The organism is Henriciella litoralis (assembly GCF_002088935.1).
GTDB classification, from domain to species: domain Bacteria; phylum Pseudomonadota; class Alphaproteobacteria; order Caulobacterales; family Hyphomonadaceae; genus Henriciella; species Henriciella litoralis.
Genome location: NZ_NCSS01000006.1, coordinates 753,832 through 769,724, shown reverse-complemented (window position 1 = coordinate 769,724; position 15,893 = coordinate 753,832). Strand labels below are relative to the sequence as shown.

Sequence of the window (15,893 nt, the reverse complement as noted above, 5' to 3'; positions counted from 1 at the left end):
CGCAATGTCGATCAGCTTGCTCAGCGTCTACTCCGCAGCCGTATCGACGGGACCGTCTTCGAGGGCTTCCAGCATGGCGCGGGCGGCGTCTGCGATGACGGTGCCTGGCGGGAAGATGGCGGTGGCACCTGCCGTGCGCAGCGCATCGAAATCACCGGGCGGAATAACGCCGCCCACCATGATCTGCGTCTTCACCGCGCCCTCATTGCCCAGCGCCCGGCGAAGCTCTGGTACGAGGGTCAGGTGCCCGGCCGCGAGCGAGGAGGCGGCAACGATATCGACGCCAGCTTCGCGTGCGCTCTTGGCGGCTTCTTCCGGGGTCTGGAAGAGGGGGCCGATTTCGACGTCCCAGCCAAGGTCCATCAGGGCCGACGCAACGACTTTCTGGCCGCGGTCATGCCCGTCCTGTCCCATCTTTGCGATGTAGATCTTCGGCTTGCGGCCTTTCTGGTTTTCGAAGGCAATGGCGAGCGAGCGGGCCATTTCAGCCTTTTCATCCTTACCGATGGAGCCGCCATAGACGCCCTTGATCGAGCGGATAACCGCCTGATGGCGACCCTGGCTGCGTTCAACCGCTTCGGAGATTTCACCGACGGTCGCCTTGGCGCGGGCGGCATCGACGGCGAGGGCAAGCAAATTGCCTTCTGTGCCGGCAGCGGCCGCAGCAATGGCGTCCAGCTTGGCGTCGACTTCGGCCTGATCCCGGTCAGCCTTGAGGCGTTTCAGCTTATCAAGCTGCATGCGGCGGACGGTGGCATTATCCACTTTCAGAACCGGCACATCCTCATCCTGATCAAGCAGGAATTTGTTGACGCCGACGACGGTCTGTTCGCCGCTATCGATACGCGCCTGCGTGCGGGCGGCGGCTTCCTCAATGCGCAGCTTCGGCACGCCTTCTTCGATGGCCTTACGCATGCCGCCGAGCTTCTCGACTTCCTCGATATGTTCGAGCGCCTTGGCCGCGAGGTCATGCGTCAGGCGCTCGACATAGTAAGAGCCGCCCCATGGGTCGATTGTCTGGGCCGCGCCGCCTTCCTGTTGCAGGAAGAGCTGCGTGTTACGCGAAATGCGGGCCGAGAAATCGGTTGGTAGGGCGAGCGCTTCGTCGAAGCTGTTTGTGTGCAGCGACTGGGTCTGTCCGCCGACAGCCGCGATGCCTTCGAGGCAGGTGCGGATGACATTGTTATAGACGTCCTGCGCCGTCAGCGACCAACCAGAGGTCTGGCTGTGTGTGCGCAGCGAGAGCGACTTCGAATTCTTCGGAGAGAACTCCTTTGCCACCAGTTTTGCCCAGAGAAGGCGGGCCGCGCGCATTTTGGCGACTTCCATGAAGGTGTTCATGCCAATCGCCCAGAAGAAGGAGAGGCGCGGCGCGAACTTGTCGACGTCGAGGCCCGCTGCGATGCCGGCGCGAATATATTCGATGCCATCGGCGAGCGTGTAGGCAAGCTCCAGGTCCGCCGTCGCGCCAGCTTCCTGCATGTGGTAGCCGGAGATCGAGATGGAGTTATATTTTGGCATGTTTTCAGACGTGTAGGCGAAGATGTCCGAAATTATGCGCATGCTTGGCTTGGGCGGGTAGATATAGGTGTTCCGCACCATGAACTCTTTGAGGATGTCGTTCTGGATCGTCCCGGCGAGCTTGTCTGGCGTGACGCCCTGTTCCTCAGCCGCTGCAATATAGAGCGCCAGAATTGGCAGCACGGCGCCGTTCATCGTCATCGACACCGACATTTGGTCGAGCGGGATGCCTGAGAAGAGCGTGCGCATGTCATAGATGCTGTCGATGGCCACACCGGCCATCCCAACATCGCCTGTCACGCGAACATGGTCAGAGTCATATCCCCTGTGGGTTGCAAGATCGAAGGCAACTGAGAGGCCTTTTTGGCCCGCCGCGAGATTGCGCCGGTAGAAGGCGTTGGAGTCCTCAGCGGTGGAGAAGCCGGCATATTGGCGCACGGTCCAGGGGCGCTGCGTATACATGGTCGGGTAGGGGCCACGGCCAAATGGCGCGAGGCCCGGAAAGTCGTCGAGAAAGTCGAGGCCTTGGGTGTCCTCAGCCGAATAGGCGGTCGCCAGATCAATGCCTTCCGGCGTTTCCAGCGTCCGTTTACGGGGGCCAGAAGGCGCCTTGCCATCAAGCGTGCCAAGGTCGACTTTAGTGAAATCGGGGAATGTCATTGAGACGGTTCCTTTCGCTCGATGTAGGTGTCCAGTATCATCAGTTCAGTGTTCAGTTCGTCGATGTTGCCCGGCATGTTCATCAATGGCCACCGGGCCCAAAGTTCAACAAGCCCTGCCGGAAGCAAAACGACAGCCAGAAGCGCGACCAATGCCCAGTCATTGGAGAAATTCAGCCAGCCAAGCCTGGATGCGATACAGATGATGAATGCAATGGCGCCGGTAGGCGCCGAAACCAGAAGAAGCAGACGGAAACGTTTCTCAAGTCTTGGTTTGACTTTCTCGAGATGCTCTTTTCGACGCTTCAGCTCCCATGCAAGTGGCATGCGCCCGGAAGGCCCACGCAGCCGCTCCTCAATTTCAATAGCCTGTTTGCGTTCGGCCTTGGAGAGATGATCGTAGTCGCGTTCCACGTGCTAGCCCTTCGCAACTCCGAGTTCAGCCTGGGCGAGTTCCAGCACTTCGACGGCGTTGCATCCCATGAAGATCGGCGTGTCGACATAAGGCGCTTCGGTCTTGCCGGCGATGAAGACGCGCTGGGCGCCAGCGCCTTTAAGCGTGCCAAGGTCGACTTTGGTGAAATCGGGGAGTGTAGTCATCGGTTTCGCTCCTTGGCTCATCGTTCGCAGAACAGCTTCATGCCATCGTCGAGCGTCAAATCGGTCTCTGTCAGTGTCACGATCTGCGAAACGCTGTCCGAGGCGTCCTGTTTTGCGTAATATTCATTGGCAATCTGCTCGTAGAATTCTTCAGGCAAACTGTTCGATCCAACCGTGACGGACGTGATTTTCGACTTGCCGGATGGGCTGTCGGTAAAAGTGTTGCCGTCGACAGACCACTTGCCCTTTTCAATCATCTGAATCCGGACCTTTTGGCCCTTCTCGTCGCCTTCAATGGTCGAGGTCGCTTCGTAAGACCCGCTGGACTTGAAGTGGATGGCGGTATTGTATTCGAGCCGCTCCGCCGTGTTCACCCCCCGGCAATTCCACTTGCCGACAATGCGAGGATCAGCCGATCCGGTTGAGCAGGCGCTCAGCAAACCTGCGCCGGATGCAATGGCGGCCATTGCGATGCGGTTCATTTCGCAACTCCCAGTTCGGCCTGGGCCAGTTCCAGAACATCGACGGCATCGCAGCCCATGAAAATAGGCGTGTCGACATTGGGCGCTTCGGCCTTGCCTGCGATGAAGACGCGCTGGGCACCCGCCTCTTTGAGCGTGCGTGCCGCGTCGCCCGCTTCGGCCTCATAGCGTTTGTCAGCGCCGCAAATGACGGCGATGCGGCAGCCAGAGGCCTTGAAGCCAGCCGCAATGTCTTCGGGGCTTTCTGGCGGAACGGTCGGCTCCTTGGCGACGATACCGCCAGCGGCGAAGAGGTTGCGGGCAAAGTCGACGCGGGCATTGTGTTCGGCGAGCGGACCGAGCGTCGCGATGTAGATCGCGGGCAGGGCGCCTTTGGCCTGTTCATGCGCTGCGGCGCGGTCCCTCAGGGTTTCGAAGTCACGCGCCAGATGAATGGTTGTTAGTGCGTCCGCCGTGGTGGCGGATCCTGATTTATCGGGCAGGTCTTTCAGGAAGGAACGAAGCCCTTCGCTTGAGACGGCAGCGGCTTTGCTCTCAAACTTGATCTCAGCCGTCGGGGCGTCTTCGCCGTCCAGAAGCGGAAACTCGCTGACGCCGGTCAGCGGGATTTTGCGCTTGGCGATGGCCTTGAACCGGGCATCGCGCATGTCCGCGATACGGCCTTGGAGGGCGCCTGCTTCGAGGCTTTTCACAAGCCCGCCTTCGGCCTCAATCTGCTGGAATTCCTTCCAGGCCGCTTCAGCCAGATCGCTGGCCAGCGTTTCCTCAAACCATGAGCCGCCTGCCGGGTCTGCGACGCGGCCAAGGCCGGACTCTTCCATCGCGATAATCTGCGTGTTGCGGGCGGTGCGCCGGCCCAGCTCTTCAGGCACGCCGAGCGCTTCGTTGAAAGCGCGGACGGTGACGATATCAGCGCCGCCAGCAGACCCTGCAAAACAGGCCGCCGTATTGCGCAGCATGTTCGTCCACGCATCATAACGCGTCAGCATGCGCGCTGAGCTGACCGACTGGAGAAGCATCGGCTCAACGTCGATCTCCATGGCGTCCTGTACCCGTGCCCAGAGACGGCGGGCCGCCCGCAGCTTGGCGATTTCGAGGCCGTAATTGGCGCCGGTCGCGACCGTGAAAACGGTCTGCGAGGGCAGGGCGTTGACGTCATACCCCGTGGCGTCGAGGCGGCGCATCGTGTCGACCGCGTGGGCCATCAGCGCGCCAAGTTCCTGGGCCTCAGAGCCGCCAGCTTCGTGCACAGGACGGGAATCGACGCGAAGCGTGGTGGAGTTCGGATAGCGCAGGCAAAGCAGGCGTGAGAGCTCTGCTGTTCGCTCGAATGCAGAGTCGATTCCGCCTTCAACTTCGCCAGTCCGCATGAGAAGGCCGATAGGGTCAATATTGAAGGAAAACTTCAAAGCTTCCGCTTTTCCGTGATCTTCGCCCCAGAGCGCGAGCAGTCCGGCAACCGAGGTGCCGGAGCCTTTGCCGCGATGATCAAGAGCGATGGTCGCAATGCTGGCATCAATCCCGGAAAGCGCCGTGGCCAGCGTGTCTGCATCATGGATGGCGACGCCTTCCTGTCCGGTGCAGTCGACCGATATTTCAAGAGAAGAGACGCCGCGCTCAAGGTCGCGCAGGACTTCCTGATTGGTCACTTCCGGATCGGGGTGCGTAAAGACCTGTCGGATATCCCAAGGCAGGAACGGGTCCGGCTCGGCCTCGGCGCCGCGCAGAAACGGTTCAGCGCCGGGCAGCCCGCGCGGGTCTGTCGCACTTTGAAAGTCGCTCTCACGATACAGCGGACGAATGGCGATTCCATCGTCGCTGCTGCGCGTGATGCGTTCCAGCCCGCCGCCTTTCAGGGCCTTTTCGACCGCTGCAAGCCATTCTGCCTCGGTCGCATCGTCGAATGCGCCGCTGAGTTCAAGAAAACCGTCTGCCATACCTTACCCGTACATCGCTCTGTGCTGGTCTGTATAGGGTTTGAGCCGGGTAGAAGGTCAAGCCTTTCCATTGCGTCAGGAGCGGCAAAGCGCGCCATATGGCGAAATCGACACTTGACGACGCCAGCGACTTCCTTGCAAATGAGAATGAGTCGCAACTAGACAAGGAGAGATCGGATATGGCCTACGCACTGCAACAAAGCGAATATTCAAGGGTGACAACAGATCGGCAAATGGGCGTCGACACACCAACGGCGCAGGGATGCACCCACCGTGACCATCGCGCTGAGCCGCCTGCGCGGGTGCTCGACTGGATCGACAGTCAGGCCAATGTCACGAAACTCTGGCTCGACCAGCTGATCGCCGAGGGGGACCCGAATGACCTGATCAGCCTCATCCATCGCCAGGCCGCCTGGCTGGATCTGATGCGGTCACGATTGTCGGACACGGGCGACTAATCCGGTCGGACCTTTTGGGGATAGCCGCCCCGCTTGGAGCGTCAGGGACGGTGTCGTAGCGGTGTCCCCCATAGAGGGTGTATTTTCAGGCCCGTTTCGGCCGGTGTGATCCGGTTTTCGGCCTGGAAAACGCGTTTCCCGGAAAAGCTGTCCATCGCTACGCCTGATCTGGCAATTTCGTCCGCCGAGATCTCTTTACGGGGCACTCTCCCCAGTATGAGTGAACCACCCGACCCCGCCGACCCGATTGAACTCATCCCGCTCGGCCGGATGCTGGCGGTGCGGACCATCGAAGCGAAACTGCGCGCCGGGGAGACCTATGAGGCCGCTGGCGCCGCCGTCAGCCTCTCCGACACGACCGCCAAAAAATGGGCCGCGCTTCTTGGCTTCCGAAAATGCGACATGGCCGTTGAAACGCTCAATGCGCGGATTGCGCGGCTGGCGAAATGGACGGTCAGCCTCGCCGGGCTTGGCCGGCTGGAAGAGGCGGGCGCCATTGAGGCCGAGACCCGCAAGCTCGAATTGCTGCGTGATCGGCTGGCGCGGCGCATCGCCAAGGACACTGACAGGCCGCCCTACAACGCGGCCTCATTAGACCTCTTCGAGCGCGTCATGGCCACCAGCGCAAATCCTGACCCGCTGGAAGCCTGGCGCCGCATCGCCGCCTATTATCAACGCCTGCGCCATCGCGGCGCGATTATCGCGCCGGACGGACAGGTAAGCTGGCCGGCTGGTCAGCCACTCCCACGCCGGCTCCCCAAATGCCCCACCTGGCTCCCCTGCAACCCCTGGGAGGTAAAGGACGAAGCTGCCTGGGCCGAAACAGCGGGAGACGCGCTGGTGATGTTTTGAGGGGTAGCGTTGCCGGTGGCGGTGGCGCAAAATCCAATCCATGAGGAGCAGCGGGACATTCGATGACCAAGATAAGCGTCCAAAGTGAGGGCTTCAGCTTCTACGCTCCAAGCAACTCCGTGCATTCGGACATCATGTTTTCGCAAGCTTCCTACACCGTACATTTGGAAACAGAGGTAAAATCCTGCTCCTTCACAATCCAGCCATCGGAATGGTTGAGAGCTTATACAAAGTTCCTCAAATCGGAGTCCGATAGTTTTCGGGTACATCTTTCTTTGAGTGGCGAGTATTTCGCTGCCGAGAGAAGCGATGATGGCATTCTGCTCCACGTTTTTGACCTGAACTCATGCTCAGCAAGGTCATTCCGGGTCTCGGACGAAGAAGGTAGACAACTCCATCACGCAATTCTGGCGCAGATCGAAAGTGATCTAAAATCCGTATGCGGCCGAGATGCCGTGCTCGAGGATGCAGAGCTCTTCGCCGTTTGATGCATAAGCCTCACCGCCCCTGACAGGCGCGACCGGCTCCGAAAATATAAAAGGCGCTGTCTCATGCCCCCGTGGCCGGGCGGTTCCTGTCGACCGACTTGGGTCGGCTACCGCAACCAGTTCAATCTTTATGCGTATGTCGCAAATGATCCAGTGAACAAGATTGATAAGCGCGCTCGATAAACAGCGCTTTCCAGGTGTTCCCGCATTGATAGACGCGGATGGCAAGTCCATGTTTAGAGGCCGTCCTATCGCAAGCCGAGATAAGCGTTCGGGCGAATATATTCTGCCATAGCCGAGAGGAAGCGACTTCGATGCGAGCGATATTGATAACTGTGCTTCTCAGCTTTTTGATGCAGGCCTGCACCGCGACGGGCGCCGCCCAAGAAGCCGCCGATCCCGCTGACTTAAAAGAATTAGAGATTATTCGATCCTATCATCTCATGGGTGGAGAACTCGCTGACCTGATGGACACATGGGCAATTCTGGAGTCGCATCGAGAGCCGTTTGAGGCCATCGGTTACACCATACTCCCGCAGTGCTTCTACCATTCGCGCTATGAGACTGAGGGTGGCACGGTGATCACGTTCGGCGCTCGCAATCCCAACTTTCTAGAAGAGTGCAGCGCATTCGGAAACTTTCACTTTTTTCGCGAAAATGAAACTGAGGCCTGGCGATGCTCCAGAGTCGTCAACAGGCAGCTTATTCCATGTGAGGCGCCTCCTGTAGCGCCGGACTAAAGAGTCTCAGCGCCGACCCCACAGACCCCTGAATCGCTTCACCTTCGCTGCCATGCCGTAGATCAGCGCGTCGGCGGAGAGGCCGTGGCCGATGGAGACCTCGGCGAGGTGCCGTGCTTCTCCCGGTAAAGGCTGATACCCCTTTGGCCGGACGGTTCCTGTCGACCGACTAGGGTCGGCTACCGCGACCAGTTCAATCTGTATGCGTATGTCCACGATGATCCGATCAATGCGACCGATCCAAGTGGGATGAAGGCGTTCTTTATCGCTCGCCCAATCATCTTCAAAGGTGTTGACACAGGACAGGACCATGCATTCATCGTGGTGGCGGATGGTGACAAACTAAGTGATCTGGTGCGCGAGCAGTATTCTTTTGGGGCGAACGAGAACGGAGGACTGTCCAGAAACGCGCTAGGAATCGATGAGGGCGATCAGCGCTATCTGCAACAAGCTATTGAGGGCAATATGGATGGTCTAACGATCTCAGTTATCAATGCATCTGATGAAGCAGTGATTGCAGCAGGAGACGCAACTATCGGCCATGACAATTATAGCATTTTGCCATCGGATGCGGGGCCGGTTGAGCATACATTTTACGCGCGAATGAAGCACGGTGCTCCCAAATATACTGGCAGGGATAGGAGTGGTTCTGCTAACAGTAACTCCGCTGCTGTATCTATCGCACAACGAGCTGCTGCGTCTGAAGGAAATGCTTTCACGGTACCAAGCGGCGCAAAAGTGCCGGGAGCAAATCAGTCAGACCAAATTAGAACCCGATACAGAGTGTCGTGTGCCGCTAGTAGAATAAAACCAGGATGCTAATTCCCCAATGGTTCAGCTAAATCGCCCACTTATATGGCTCAAAAGCATTCTCGCGGTTATCGGGTTTGTATGTGTGTGTTGGTTTTCCTTTAGCGTGCTTATAAATTTCAGCCAGAGCAGTGGTACGATTTCAGATGGTAAATATCGCGGCATAGAAGTTGGCGTCACAAAGGCGCGCGTGCTGACAATTATTCGGGATCCGAACAATTCTCTAAAATTGAGTTCGTATGTTGTAGAAGGCAATCACTATTTCTCTCCCGCACTTGATAGTGAACATTCGCCGAGAATCGGGGATTCAGACACGTGGATTTTAGCTTTAAGCGGCTGGCAACAAGAAACCATCTATGTTGAGTTTCGCGAAAATAGAGTCGTCGAAATTAAGTTCGCACGACGGTTCTTGGATCTATAAGAGATGCTCGCCATTAGTTAGGCAAGATAAAGCGAGCTTCGCCTGATCGACGAACTCGCGGCTAGCGCCTTGTAATAACGATAGGTCAGGTGGCACCATTTTGGCCCCCCGGCTGTAAACTCGGCCTAAAATTGTGCCCCTTGTACGCACACTGTCAAACGCTTTTAAATTCGCTGTCGGAACAGGGCTTGCAGGGCTTTCTTTGTGTCGGGTGAAGACCTTTTTCTAGGGGGGACGAGTGAGTTGTCTGACTTAAAGTTTGAAGATGCCGGCTGCGCAAAACGTCGCGGTCGCGTTGCAGAGTAGTTATCGATGTATGTTAAGTTAAAGAAGCTGCACGCCACGACGGGGGCCGAGTGTGACAACGGTGAGCTGCTGGTTCTTGGCATGTCAGTTGGGGCAGAGCTTCAACTCATCCTGCAAAAGCCATCGCTCCCCTCAGCTCCGTCATTCGTCGAAGCGTCATCTTACGATGTACTGGACGCGAGAATATCGAGCCATTGGCGCGTTCGGGAACCGTTGCCTGGTAAGCGCACGGCTGTTCCGGCTTCATATCTTTTCGCCGTTGAAGCTTGGGCAAATGACCCGCACTTCTATGACAAGTTAGTCGACGGCGATGATGCGGTCAGGCCGATCTGGCGAAGATGGCAGGATATTCTGGAGGCTGAATTCGCACCGCCTTCTGTTCAGCGAGAGATCGCTCCGTTTGAAGGTAATTGGCTGCTTTGCGAGGCGTGTTCTGAAGCCTGGATGGCTAGAAACGGGTGCGAGCTTCAAGTCTGTCCCAATTGCAGTCAGCCATATAGACTTCAGGGCTTCGGCGCCGACGGTAGAGCGACGTAGGGGCATTCTGCGGTGTATATCTTGATGCGATAGGACATGGGAAATGCCAGTAGTCCTAGAGCCATCAAGGCTGCAAGAAATGGGCAAGATCGCCCATGAGGTGTAAATGCTAGATCACTATAAGAACAAAAACGCCATTATATTTATAGTGCTGCCAGTGTTTATTGGCTTTTTCTTGCGTATGCGATTTGGGTCTTTGGTGCCTTCAGAAATCGCTAATAGCGTCTGTCCGGATGGTTGTGAGAACGTCTGGAGCAGTGCGCTTGGAATGCTGTTTTCCTGGACAAGTTTGTTTGTCTTGTTTCCGACGGCATTATTTAGCTTTTTGTTCTTGTATGGTTTGTCTGGTTGGTAGTGTCTCAGTTTGAAATTTCTTTCTTCTTGTATGGGCCGCGCTTTGTTGGCGCTGGGTTTGCCGCATCGATCAAGCCAACAATCCAAGCCATGTCTCGCTGTTGATCAGTGACACCCGCCGCAACCGCAGGTGTCGTGCCTAGCGTCTTATGCTTACGGCAGAAATTGTAAAACACGAAATAGAGCGCCAGCGCGTGGCAGTGATTGTCGAACTTCTTTGAGAAGGCATTCGTCAGGCGCGTGAAACGACGCATGGACATGCGCATGGTGAGGTTCTGGCGCTCAACGTAGGACGTCGAAATCTTGCTCTTGTCTGGTGCGCCAGTCTGGACCTTCTTCTTGATGCCGGTGCATTCGGCAGGGCTGTAGCGCGCCGTCTTGCCTTGCGGCTGGTTGCCGTACAGCTTCACGAGCTGGGCATAGTCGATGTCATTGCCGAACGCACCGTCAATCGCGCTCAGATACGCCTTGTGGCCATCGGTGGTCATTTGTACGCGATTGGCGAGGCGCGATGCCAGATCATGCATGAAGTGATTGGCAAACTCGGCATCACGACCGCCAACAAACCAGTTGCAGATCAGCTTGCTATCGGCATCGATGGAGGTCCACGTCCAGACGTCGCCCGCAAAATCCGGCATATCCGCGCCGTCGGCGTTCTTTTGCTTGGCGTAGCAGAATGACCAGATTTCATCGCACTCGATGCGCTTGCTGTTGAGGTTGCGGACATTCTCATCATGGAAGTCGAGGCACGCCTCACCAGCGCTCACAAGCAATTTTGTGATGGTGTTGATTGAGCAGCCCACTACCCGGCTGATTGAGCGCATAGAACTGCCCTCAACCAGCATGGAGAGGATCATCGCGCGCTTTTCAGTTGGGAGTACGTTTGCCATGCGGGATGTCTAACTGACACAAACCGCTTTAGCAAGCATTTTGTTTCACTTTGAAATTTCTAGCCCTTAGACACCGCCTGCTTGCATGCCGTTTTGATATACCGAAGATAATGCTCATTAATAGACGCCGCGACATAAACGGGCGGCATTTCGCGCTCCAGGGCAACACGCCGAATTGGCAGGACACCGCTCTCCTGACTAGCGCTCATATCAATATTTCGTCGCTCTAATGGATACATTATTTCCATAGCTGCTATCTCAGCCAAGTACTCTGACTGGGTCGCCATTCCGGTCGGACCATCGCCGCTGGCGAGGCCAATAATCCCCCGATCCACAAGATCATCTATGCGATGATCTCCGTAGGGCTGCATGCTTTCGTCTGTATCAATCAAAATATGAGCTAATTCCTTCACGCACCCAAAACGCTTCATGTCTTGGTCCAAATCAAAACGAACTGTTATTTCGTTCCGATCCTTGTAACGCTCAATCCGTGAGCAGGTGAACTTACCCTCAAATGAAACATCTTTTATCGATAGCGGAATGCCAGTTTTAGCGATCACATACTCCCTTAGCGCGTCAACCGAAACGGGGCCGTCCCATTGTTTGGAGGGGCCGTAAACGCCCGGCTGATTAACTACCTCGTTAGCAACAAGGACAGCGTTCGCTACAAGGTCGTCTGACAGCTCAGTCAAAATAAAACGCTCCAAAGAAAAAAGCTCGCCGAAGCGAGCTTTAACTTAGAATACATTCTTTGTATTATGCAACAGGGTGTTTGTCGTGGAATATTAGCTCAACGTAATCGCCCCTATCAAGCGCATCATCAAGACGATTAACTTCTGCGCAAAGTTCCTCTTTCAGAGCCTCGTCGGTGTTAAGAAGGAAAAACTTGACATCCAAAAGGCCATTTTTTCGCTTCTCAGCATAGTTGGCGACCAGTTTTTGACATTCAGTGGTGTTCATTTCCAGTCTCCTTTCCTTCCATCGGGCAGTAGCGCCCTTTTTAGCGATGTCCTTACGGCTAGCGGCGTCGAGCTTCCGAGCGCGCGCTTTGCCACCTTGTGAGCCACGATCAGCGGTTGACTTCTCCTCAACCTCGCCCGTGGCAATCTTTCCAACCATCATAGCTGCCGCTGTGGTGTCGGCTGGTCTTTTTTCTCCGTTAGGTCCTTTGGGCATGTGAACCTGTCCGCTTTCTCCGCTGGGCTTCCTTGCCCTAATACCTATATAGGAACGCTTTCTGGCCTTTATAAGGCACGCCCCGTTAACAAGGGTTGACTTATAAGCATAAAAGTTGCAGCGGCCGATTTGTTCCCATTTTCATATTTGCCTTGACAGCTATTCACTGGGCCGTCAAGCGGCAAGCATGCGGCGCATTGCCCTTCTGCTACGGCGAATCCGAGCTACAGCCGTGATGCCATTGCGATTTTTTCGCACAAGGCATTTCGTGAAATAGAGCGAATTTTCGCGCTGAGTGCAAAAATGTGACTCCGAACGATTCGGGGGGCAGTCTCGAAATGATTCTAAGAATGATGTTGCGAAGCCATCAAAAGACGGAGCAAAAAGCACTTTTCCACAACCTAGCCCGCAAGGGCTTCTCTAATTTCAAACTGAGACACTACCGTCTGGTTTTACGAATACTTCAATGAAGATGAGAAGAAATGAGCTGGCAGTTTATCCCGATCAACCTTAAAATGAGGATGAGAGATGAAGATTCGTGTCTATAAATCTTACTGTACTCGGACGAGAATATGCTAGCTGTCTCGCTTTTCAAACGCGCTTTGGTCATCGCAATTGTTTCTTTTGTTGGTGCTTGCGAGAGGTACACGCTCGACTATGTCGCGAGCCGCGATGACGTCTCAAGAGTCGAAAAGCTTCCCGACAGTAAGCCGCCGCCGTATAGCAAGAAGGAAGATGATCTCGTCGGACTGGCATTCAGTTTGGAGCCCGGCCTTACATCCGAAGACATGGGCACATTCTTGTGGATTGAAATCCGCTTGTGCCGAGGGGCATCTCAAAATTATGCTCCGAGATCGGCTGTCTACTTTCCCAGCGAAGTACAGAATATCTCCGGGGCCGGTGACGAGAGATCAATCTGGGCAGTGTTTTCGAGGGATAAGGTTCAAGAACTCGAAGTAGAGGCCGCGAAGGAATCCGACGGAATTTGTGCAATGCTGATTAAGCGGGTTCCTTGGGAAATCAAGCAAAGGTCCAATCTAACGAGAATAACGGCGTCCAACCCATAAGCACATCTCGCGGCTTGCAACTCAACAGTGCGCCTACTCAACTAGGTGTCACAGTCCGCGCATAATGATGTACAGGTATTTGTGGGCAACTGCCTATCGTGCCGGATGTCCTCTTTTGCGGCAAACACGCCCCCCGCATTCATGAATAACAGATCGCTTCCCGTACAGTCAGTAAGACAGGAAGCCGTATCGCCGCAAAAGTTAGCGTCGAGATTTGCGCAAACGACTAAACATGCTGATATGAACAACCGCCACCTTGGACACTTTGTAAAGTTCCTGGTCCTTACGGCCATCGCTTACTTGCTATTCTACGCATTTTTAAAATTGAGATAAGTTTTTAACTGGAGGCTACAGCGTGAGGCTCGCTCGTTTGATGGACGCGACCCTATTTGGCATTGTCTTCGCGGCGCTGTCTGGCGTTCTGGCAACTGCTCTGACCGTCCCTCGCGCGTCGGGGGAGAAGGGCGCCGCTGAGCGACCCGCGCAATCTGTCACGATTGATGGCGAGGCGTGGGACCTCGTTGGTTTCGATGAGACGTGTTACGCGCGCGTGCCGGCCGTTATCGAACATTACGCGAGGTTTCCGCTTCATAGCATGGACTATGTGCCATTCCCCGGCCGAATGCTTGTCAACGCATCGTCGGACTGCTGGATCGAGCTTGAATTGCTTGGGGTGTCTGACCTGTCGGCTATTTTCAGGGTCACGCCGGACTTCAAGGTCGTCGATAAGCGCACGCTGTCCTGGTGGGGCAATCGGGTTGGAGCCTATCCCGATCAGCCTTACGATCAATGATGCCTCTTCGACGTGCGCAGGTTTGCTTTGGCTCAACATGGAGATTGAAAATGCCCAAAAATTTGAGCGTGCTGTTGACGCTGAGCGCGATTGTTTTGGCATTAGCTTCCTGTAAATCAGGGACCGTGACGGACTGTGCCGATATAGACCTAACAGCTGAATCGACCGGGTATTGCGAAACCACTGGCATCGTCAGGCGGGATTTTGACCGCGCTTTCACGCTATTGCAGATGCCTGACGGAACGATGGCGGGCATTAATCTCGCCATGTTTCCGGATATCAAGGACGGCGACCGAATTGAAATATATGCTAATTATTACGTACTGGAGGGCGGGCATCTCAGTCTGGTTCGACATGAGAAAATACTGAAACTAGAGGATGGCTAGAGGTCCTGGCTAGCCGTTGGATCTCGGACCGACCTTCGATGATTGCGGCCGATGAACGACATCCCGAGAGTTATAAGGTAACTTACATAAGTAAGACCATAATATAGATAAGATAAATATTGAAGGTATCCTGAATGTTTACGGTGCTTAGGAGCATATTTGTCTCAAGCTTATTTCAATGCATTTTCGTAACTTGTATTTTTTGGTTTGGGTATCGTGATTGGTATATTTTTGTTTATGCAGTTGTTATTTCTGTGATGATTACAACAGTTCGGTTTGGTTATTTTTTGCTGCGCCATAGAAGTGAATTTTCAAATATGTCTCAAGAAGAGAAAAAAATATTCATATCGCGTTATTAATGAGCTTGCCACAAACGCCACGACAGTTCGCCATCTCACCCCGTGGTTCGGCTTCGCTCACCCTGCGGCGCTCAAGGTGAATGTTGGGGAGTGGGCGGTGGATGACCCCATGAACAAGACGGATCCTGCGGGGATGGCTAGATGTGTATCGTCGTCAAGGCGTAGGCGATCCTTTCTTAAATACAGACGGCTACACCTGTATGGTGTATCCAGACGACTGTTGAGATGGAGCCTGTCATGTCATTCAATTCAGTGGGGAGCGTGGTTCTGCCCGTTTTGGTCGCCATATTATGTCAGGGGTGCGCAAACACCGAAGTGAAAGAGGCGGACGATCGCGCGCCATTGGCCGAACCTGTTGCGTTGGACGTTGAGCTTTCGCGGGCGGTTTACGACGCCAGTCAACTTTGGCTTATACTAGATATTGAAAACCCCACCGGAAAAAATTTTTGCTTCCTGGCAGATCATCTGAGTTCGGGGGGAGACCATCCGCTGGTATATGAATCTCGGCCTTCGCCGGATTATGTCTATGACCGCGTTCAAAGCCGGTATTTTGTGATCTCGCGGAGTGGGAGCTACCAGCTGATGCTCAATTATGTAGCGCCGGTTTTTGATTACAGCATCAGCATGACTGGGTTTGATTGCGCGCTTTTCGCTAAGCATGCTGACCCAGCTTATGAGATCGGCTTTGGCGATGAAACCGGCCCTCTTGCGAGCTTTGAAGTCTTTGTGCCCGCGACCGCTGTTATTGTGCAATAGGTGATGACTTCGAAGCGTGCCGGGGCTGATGTTGTGGTGATTGCAATTGATTTTGGAGAATCAGGCATGTTGGCGAAACAGGACCTGATCGACCAGTACAAGCGCCAGATTTTATTGCCGTGGTACCTTACCGACAATTGGGATTCATTCGACGAGTGCTTTTCCGAATAAATTGAGGAAGCGGACCATGAACTGATTGTTCGCCATAGCAATTTGAAGCGCCCCATCGCGGCACACTTGGTTCCGTACTTCGAGATTTTGACCGATCTCGCAGAGGAATTCGACAAGTTCAGTTTTGAGT

General features: G+C 54.9%; 16 protein-coding genes and 1 pseudogene. 8 read left to right on the top strand and 9 right to left on the bottom strand.

Features of this window, described 5'->3' with window-relative positions:
• Positions 1 to 27 precede the first annotated feature (27 nt).
• Genes scpA through B8783_RS07315 form a run of 5 tightly spaced genes read right to left on the bottom strand, consistent with a single transcriptional unit; the run spans position 28 to position 5,199 of the window.
• Positions 28 to 2,181, bottom strand: a complete 2,154-nt coding sequence (scpA, locus tag B8783_RS07335; RefSeq protein WP_084419531.1) for a methylmalonyl-CoA mutase — start codon at positions 2,179 to 2,181, stop codon at positions 28 to 30.
• Positions 2,178 to 2,594: a hypothetical protein gene (locus tag B8783_RS07330; RefSeq protein WP_084419529.1), complete on the bottom strand. Its 417-nt coding sequence runs from the start codon at positions 2,592 to 2,594 to the stop codon at positions 2,178 to 2,180. The genes scpA and B8783_RS07330 overlap by 4 nt, the downstream gene beginning before the upstream one ends.
• Before the next feature lie 3 nt (positions 2,595 to 2,597).
• Complete coding sequence (locus B8783_RS07325) at positions 2,598 to 2,780, bottom strand: hypothetical protein (protein ID WP_139792282.1); 183 nt, start codon at positions 2,778 to 2,780, stop codon at positions 2,598 to 2,600.
• Between the two features lie 17 nt (positions 2,781 to 2,797).
• Entirely contained in the window at positions 2,798 to 3,262 is a 465-nt protein-coding gene (locus B8783_RS07320; RefSeq protein ID WP_084419525.1) for a hypothetical protein, read from the bottom strand.
• Complete coding sequence (locus tag B8783_RS07315) at positions 3,259 to 5,199, bottom strand: methylmalonyl-CoA mutase family protein (RefSeq protein ID WP_084419523.1); 1,941 nt, start codon at positions 5,197 to 5,199, stop codon at positions 3,259 to 3,261. Before B8783_RS07315 ends, B8783_RS07320 begins: the two co-directional genes overlap by 4 nt.
• 179 nt (positions 5,200 to 5,378) lie before the next feature.
• On the opposite strand from B8783_RS07315, the gene B8783_RS07310 reads away from it, so the two are divergent.
• The 4 genes from B8783_RS07310 (at position 5,379) to B8783_RS07295 (ending at position 7,737) form a co-directional block, all read left to right on the top strand.
• Positions 5,379 to 5,657 (top strand): hypothetical protein, encoded by a 279-nt coding sequence (locus B8783_RS07310; protein WP_139792281.1) that lies wholly within the window; start codon positions 5,379 to 5,381, stop codon positions 5,655 to 5,657.
• 216 nt (positions 5,658 to 5,873) lie between these two features.
• Positions 5,874 to 6,509 (top strand): hypothetical protein, encoded by a 636-nt coding sequence (locus tag B8783_RS07305; RefSeq protein ID WP_084419521.1) that lies wholly within the window; start codon positions 5,874 to 5,876, stop codon positions 6,507 to 6,509.
• Positions 6,510 to 6,571: 62 nt separating this feature from the next.
• A complete protein-coding gene (locus B8783_RS07300; RefSeq protein ID WP_084419520.1) occupies positions 6,572 to 6,997 on the top strand; it encodes a hypothetical protein in 426 nt (141 codons plus the stop codon).
• Positions 6,998 to 7,311: 314 nt separating this feature from the next.
• The gene (locus tag B8783_RS07295; RefSeq protein WP_084419519.1) at positions 7,312 to 7,737 is read left to right on the top strand and encodes a hypothetical protein; all 426 of its coding nucleotides are present in this window, start codon (positions 7,312 to 7,314) and stop codon (positions 7,735 to 7,737) included.
• Between the two features lie 6 nt (positions 7,738 to 7,743).
• Here B8783_RS07295 and B8783_RS18840 read toward each other — a convergent pair.
• Positions 7,744 to 7,845: pseudogene (locus B8783_RS18840) on the bottom strand (pyridoxine 5'-phosphate synthase); the annotation flags it as partial.
• 141 nt (positions 7,846 to 7,986) lie between these two features.
• On the opposite strand from B8783_RS18840, the gene B8783_RS18485 reads away from it, so the two are divergent.
• Complete coding sequence (locus B8783_RS18485) at positions 7,987 to 8,559, top strand: hypothetical protein (protein WP_169711693.1); 573 nt, start codon at positions 7,987 to 7,989, stop codon at positions 8,557 to 8,559.
• A gap of 1,611 nt (positions 8,560 to 10,170) precedes the next feature.
• Here B8783_RS18485 and B8783_RS07280 read toward each other — a convergent pair.
• The 3 genes from B8783_RS07280 to B8783_RS18560 all read right to left on the bottom strand — a co-directional run bounded on the left by B8783_RS07280 (position 10,171) and on the right by B8783_RS18560 (position 12,231).
• On the bottom strand, positions 10,171 to 11,055 hold the full coding sequence (locus B8783_RS07280) for a DDE-type integrase/transposase/recombinase (protein WP_084419516.1): 885 nt from the start codon (positions 11,053 to 11,055) through the stop codon (positions 10,171 to 10,173).
• 59 nt (positions 11,056 to 11,114) lie between these two features.
• On the bottom strand, positions 11,115 to 11,747 hold the full coding sequence (locus tag B8783_RS07275; RefSeq protein WP_139792280.1) for a hypothetical protein: 633 nt from the start codon (positions 11,745 to 11,747) through the stop codon (positions 11,115 to 11,117).
• Between the two features lie 64 nt (positions 11,748 to 11,811).
• A complete protein-coding gene (locus B8783_RS18560; RefSeq protein ID WP_199288157.1) occupies positions 11,812 to 12,231 on the bottom strand; it encodes a hypothetical protein in 420 nt (139 codons plus the stop codon).
• Between the two features lie 1,422 nt (positions 12,232 to 13,653).
• On the opposite strand from B8783_RS18560, the gene B8783_RS07260 reads away from it, so the two are divergent.
• The 3 genes from B8783_RS07260 (at position 13,654) to B8783_RS07250 (ending at position 15,592) form a co-directional block, all read left to right on the top strand.
• Positions 13,654 to 14,091, top strand: a complete 438-nt coding sequence (locus B8783_RS07260) for a hypothetical protein (protein ID WP_139792279.1) — start codon at positions 13,654 to 13,656, stop codon at positions 14,089 to 14,091.
• Positions 14,092 to 14,141: 50 nt separating this feature from the next.
• On the top strand, positions 14,142 to 14,477 hold the full coding sequence (locus B8783_RS07255) for a hypothetical protein (RefSeq protein ID WP_084419509.1): 336 nt from the start codon (positions 14,142 to 14,144) through the stop codon (positions 14,475 to 14,477).
• 596 nt (positions 14,478 to 15,073) lie between these two features.
• Positions 15,074 to 15,592, top strand: a complete 519-nt coding sequence (locus tag B8783_RS07250) for a hypothetical protein (RefSeq protein ID WP_139792278.1) — start codon at positions 15,074 to 15,076, stop codon at positions 15,590 to 15,592.
• Positions 15,593 to 15,893: the final 301 nt, after the last annotated feature.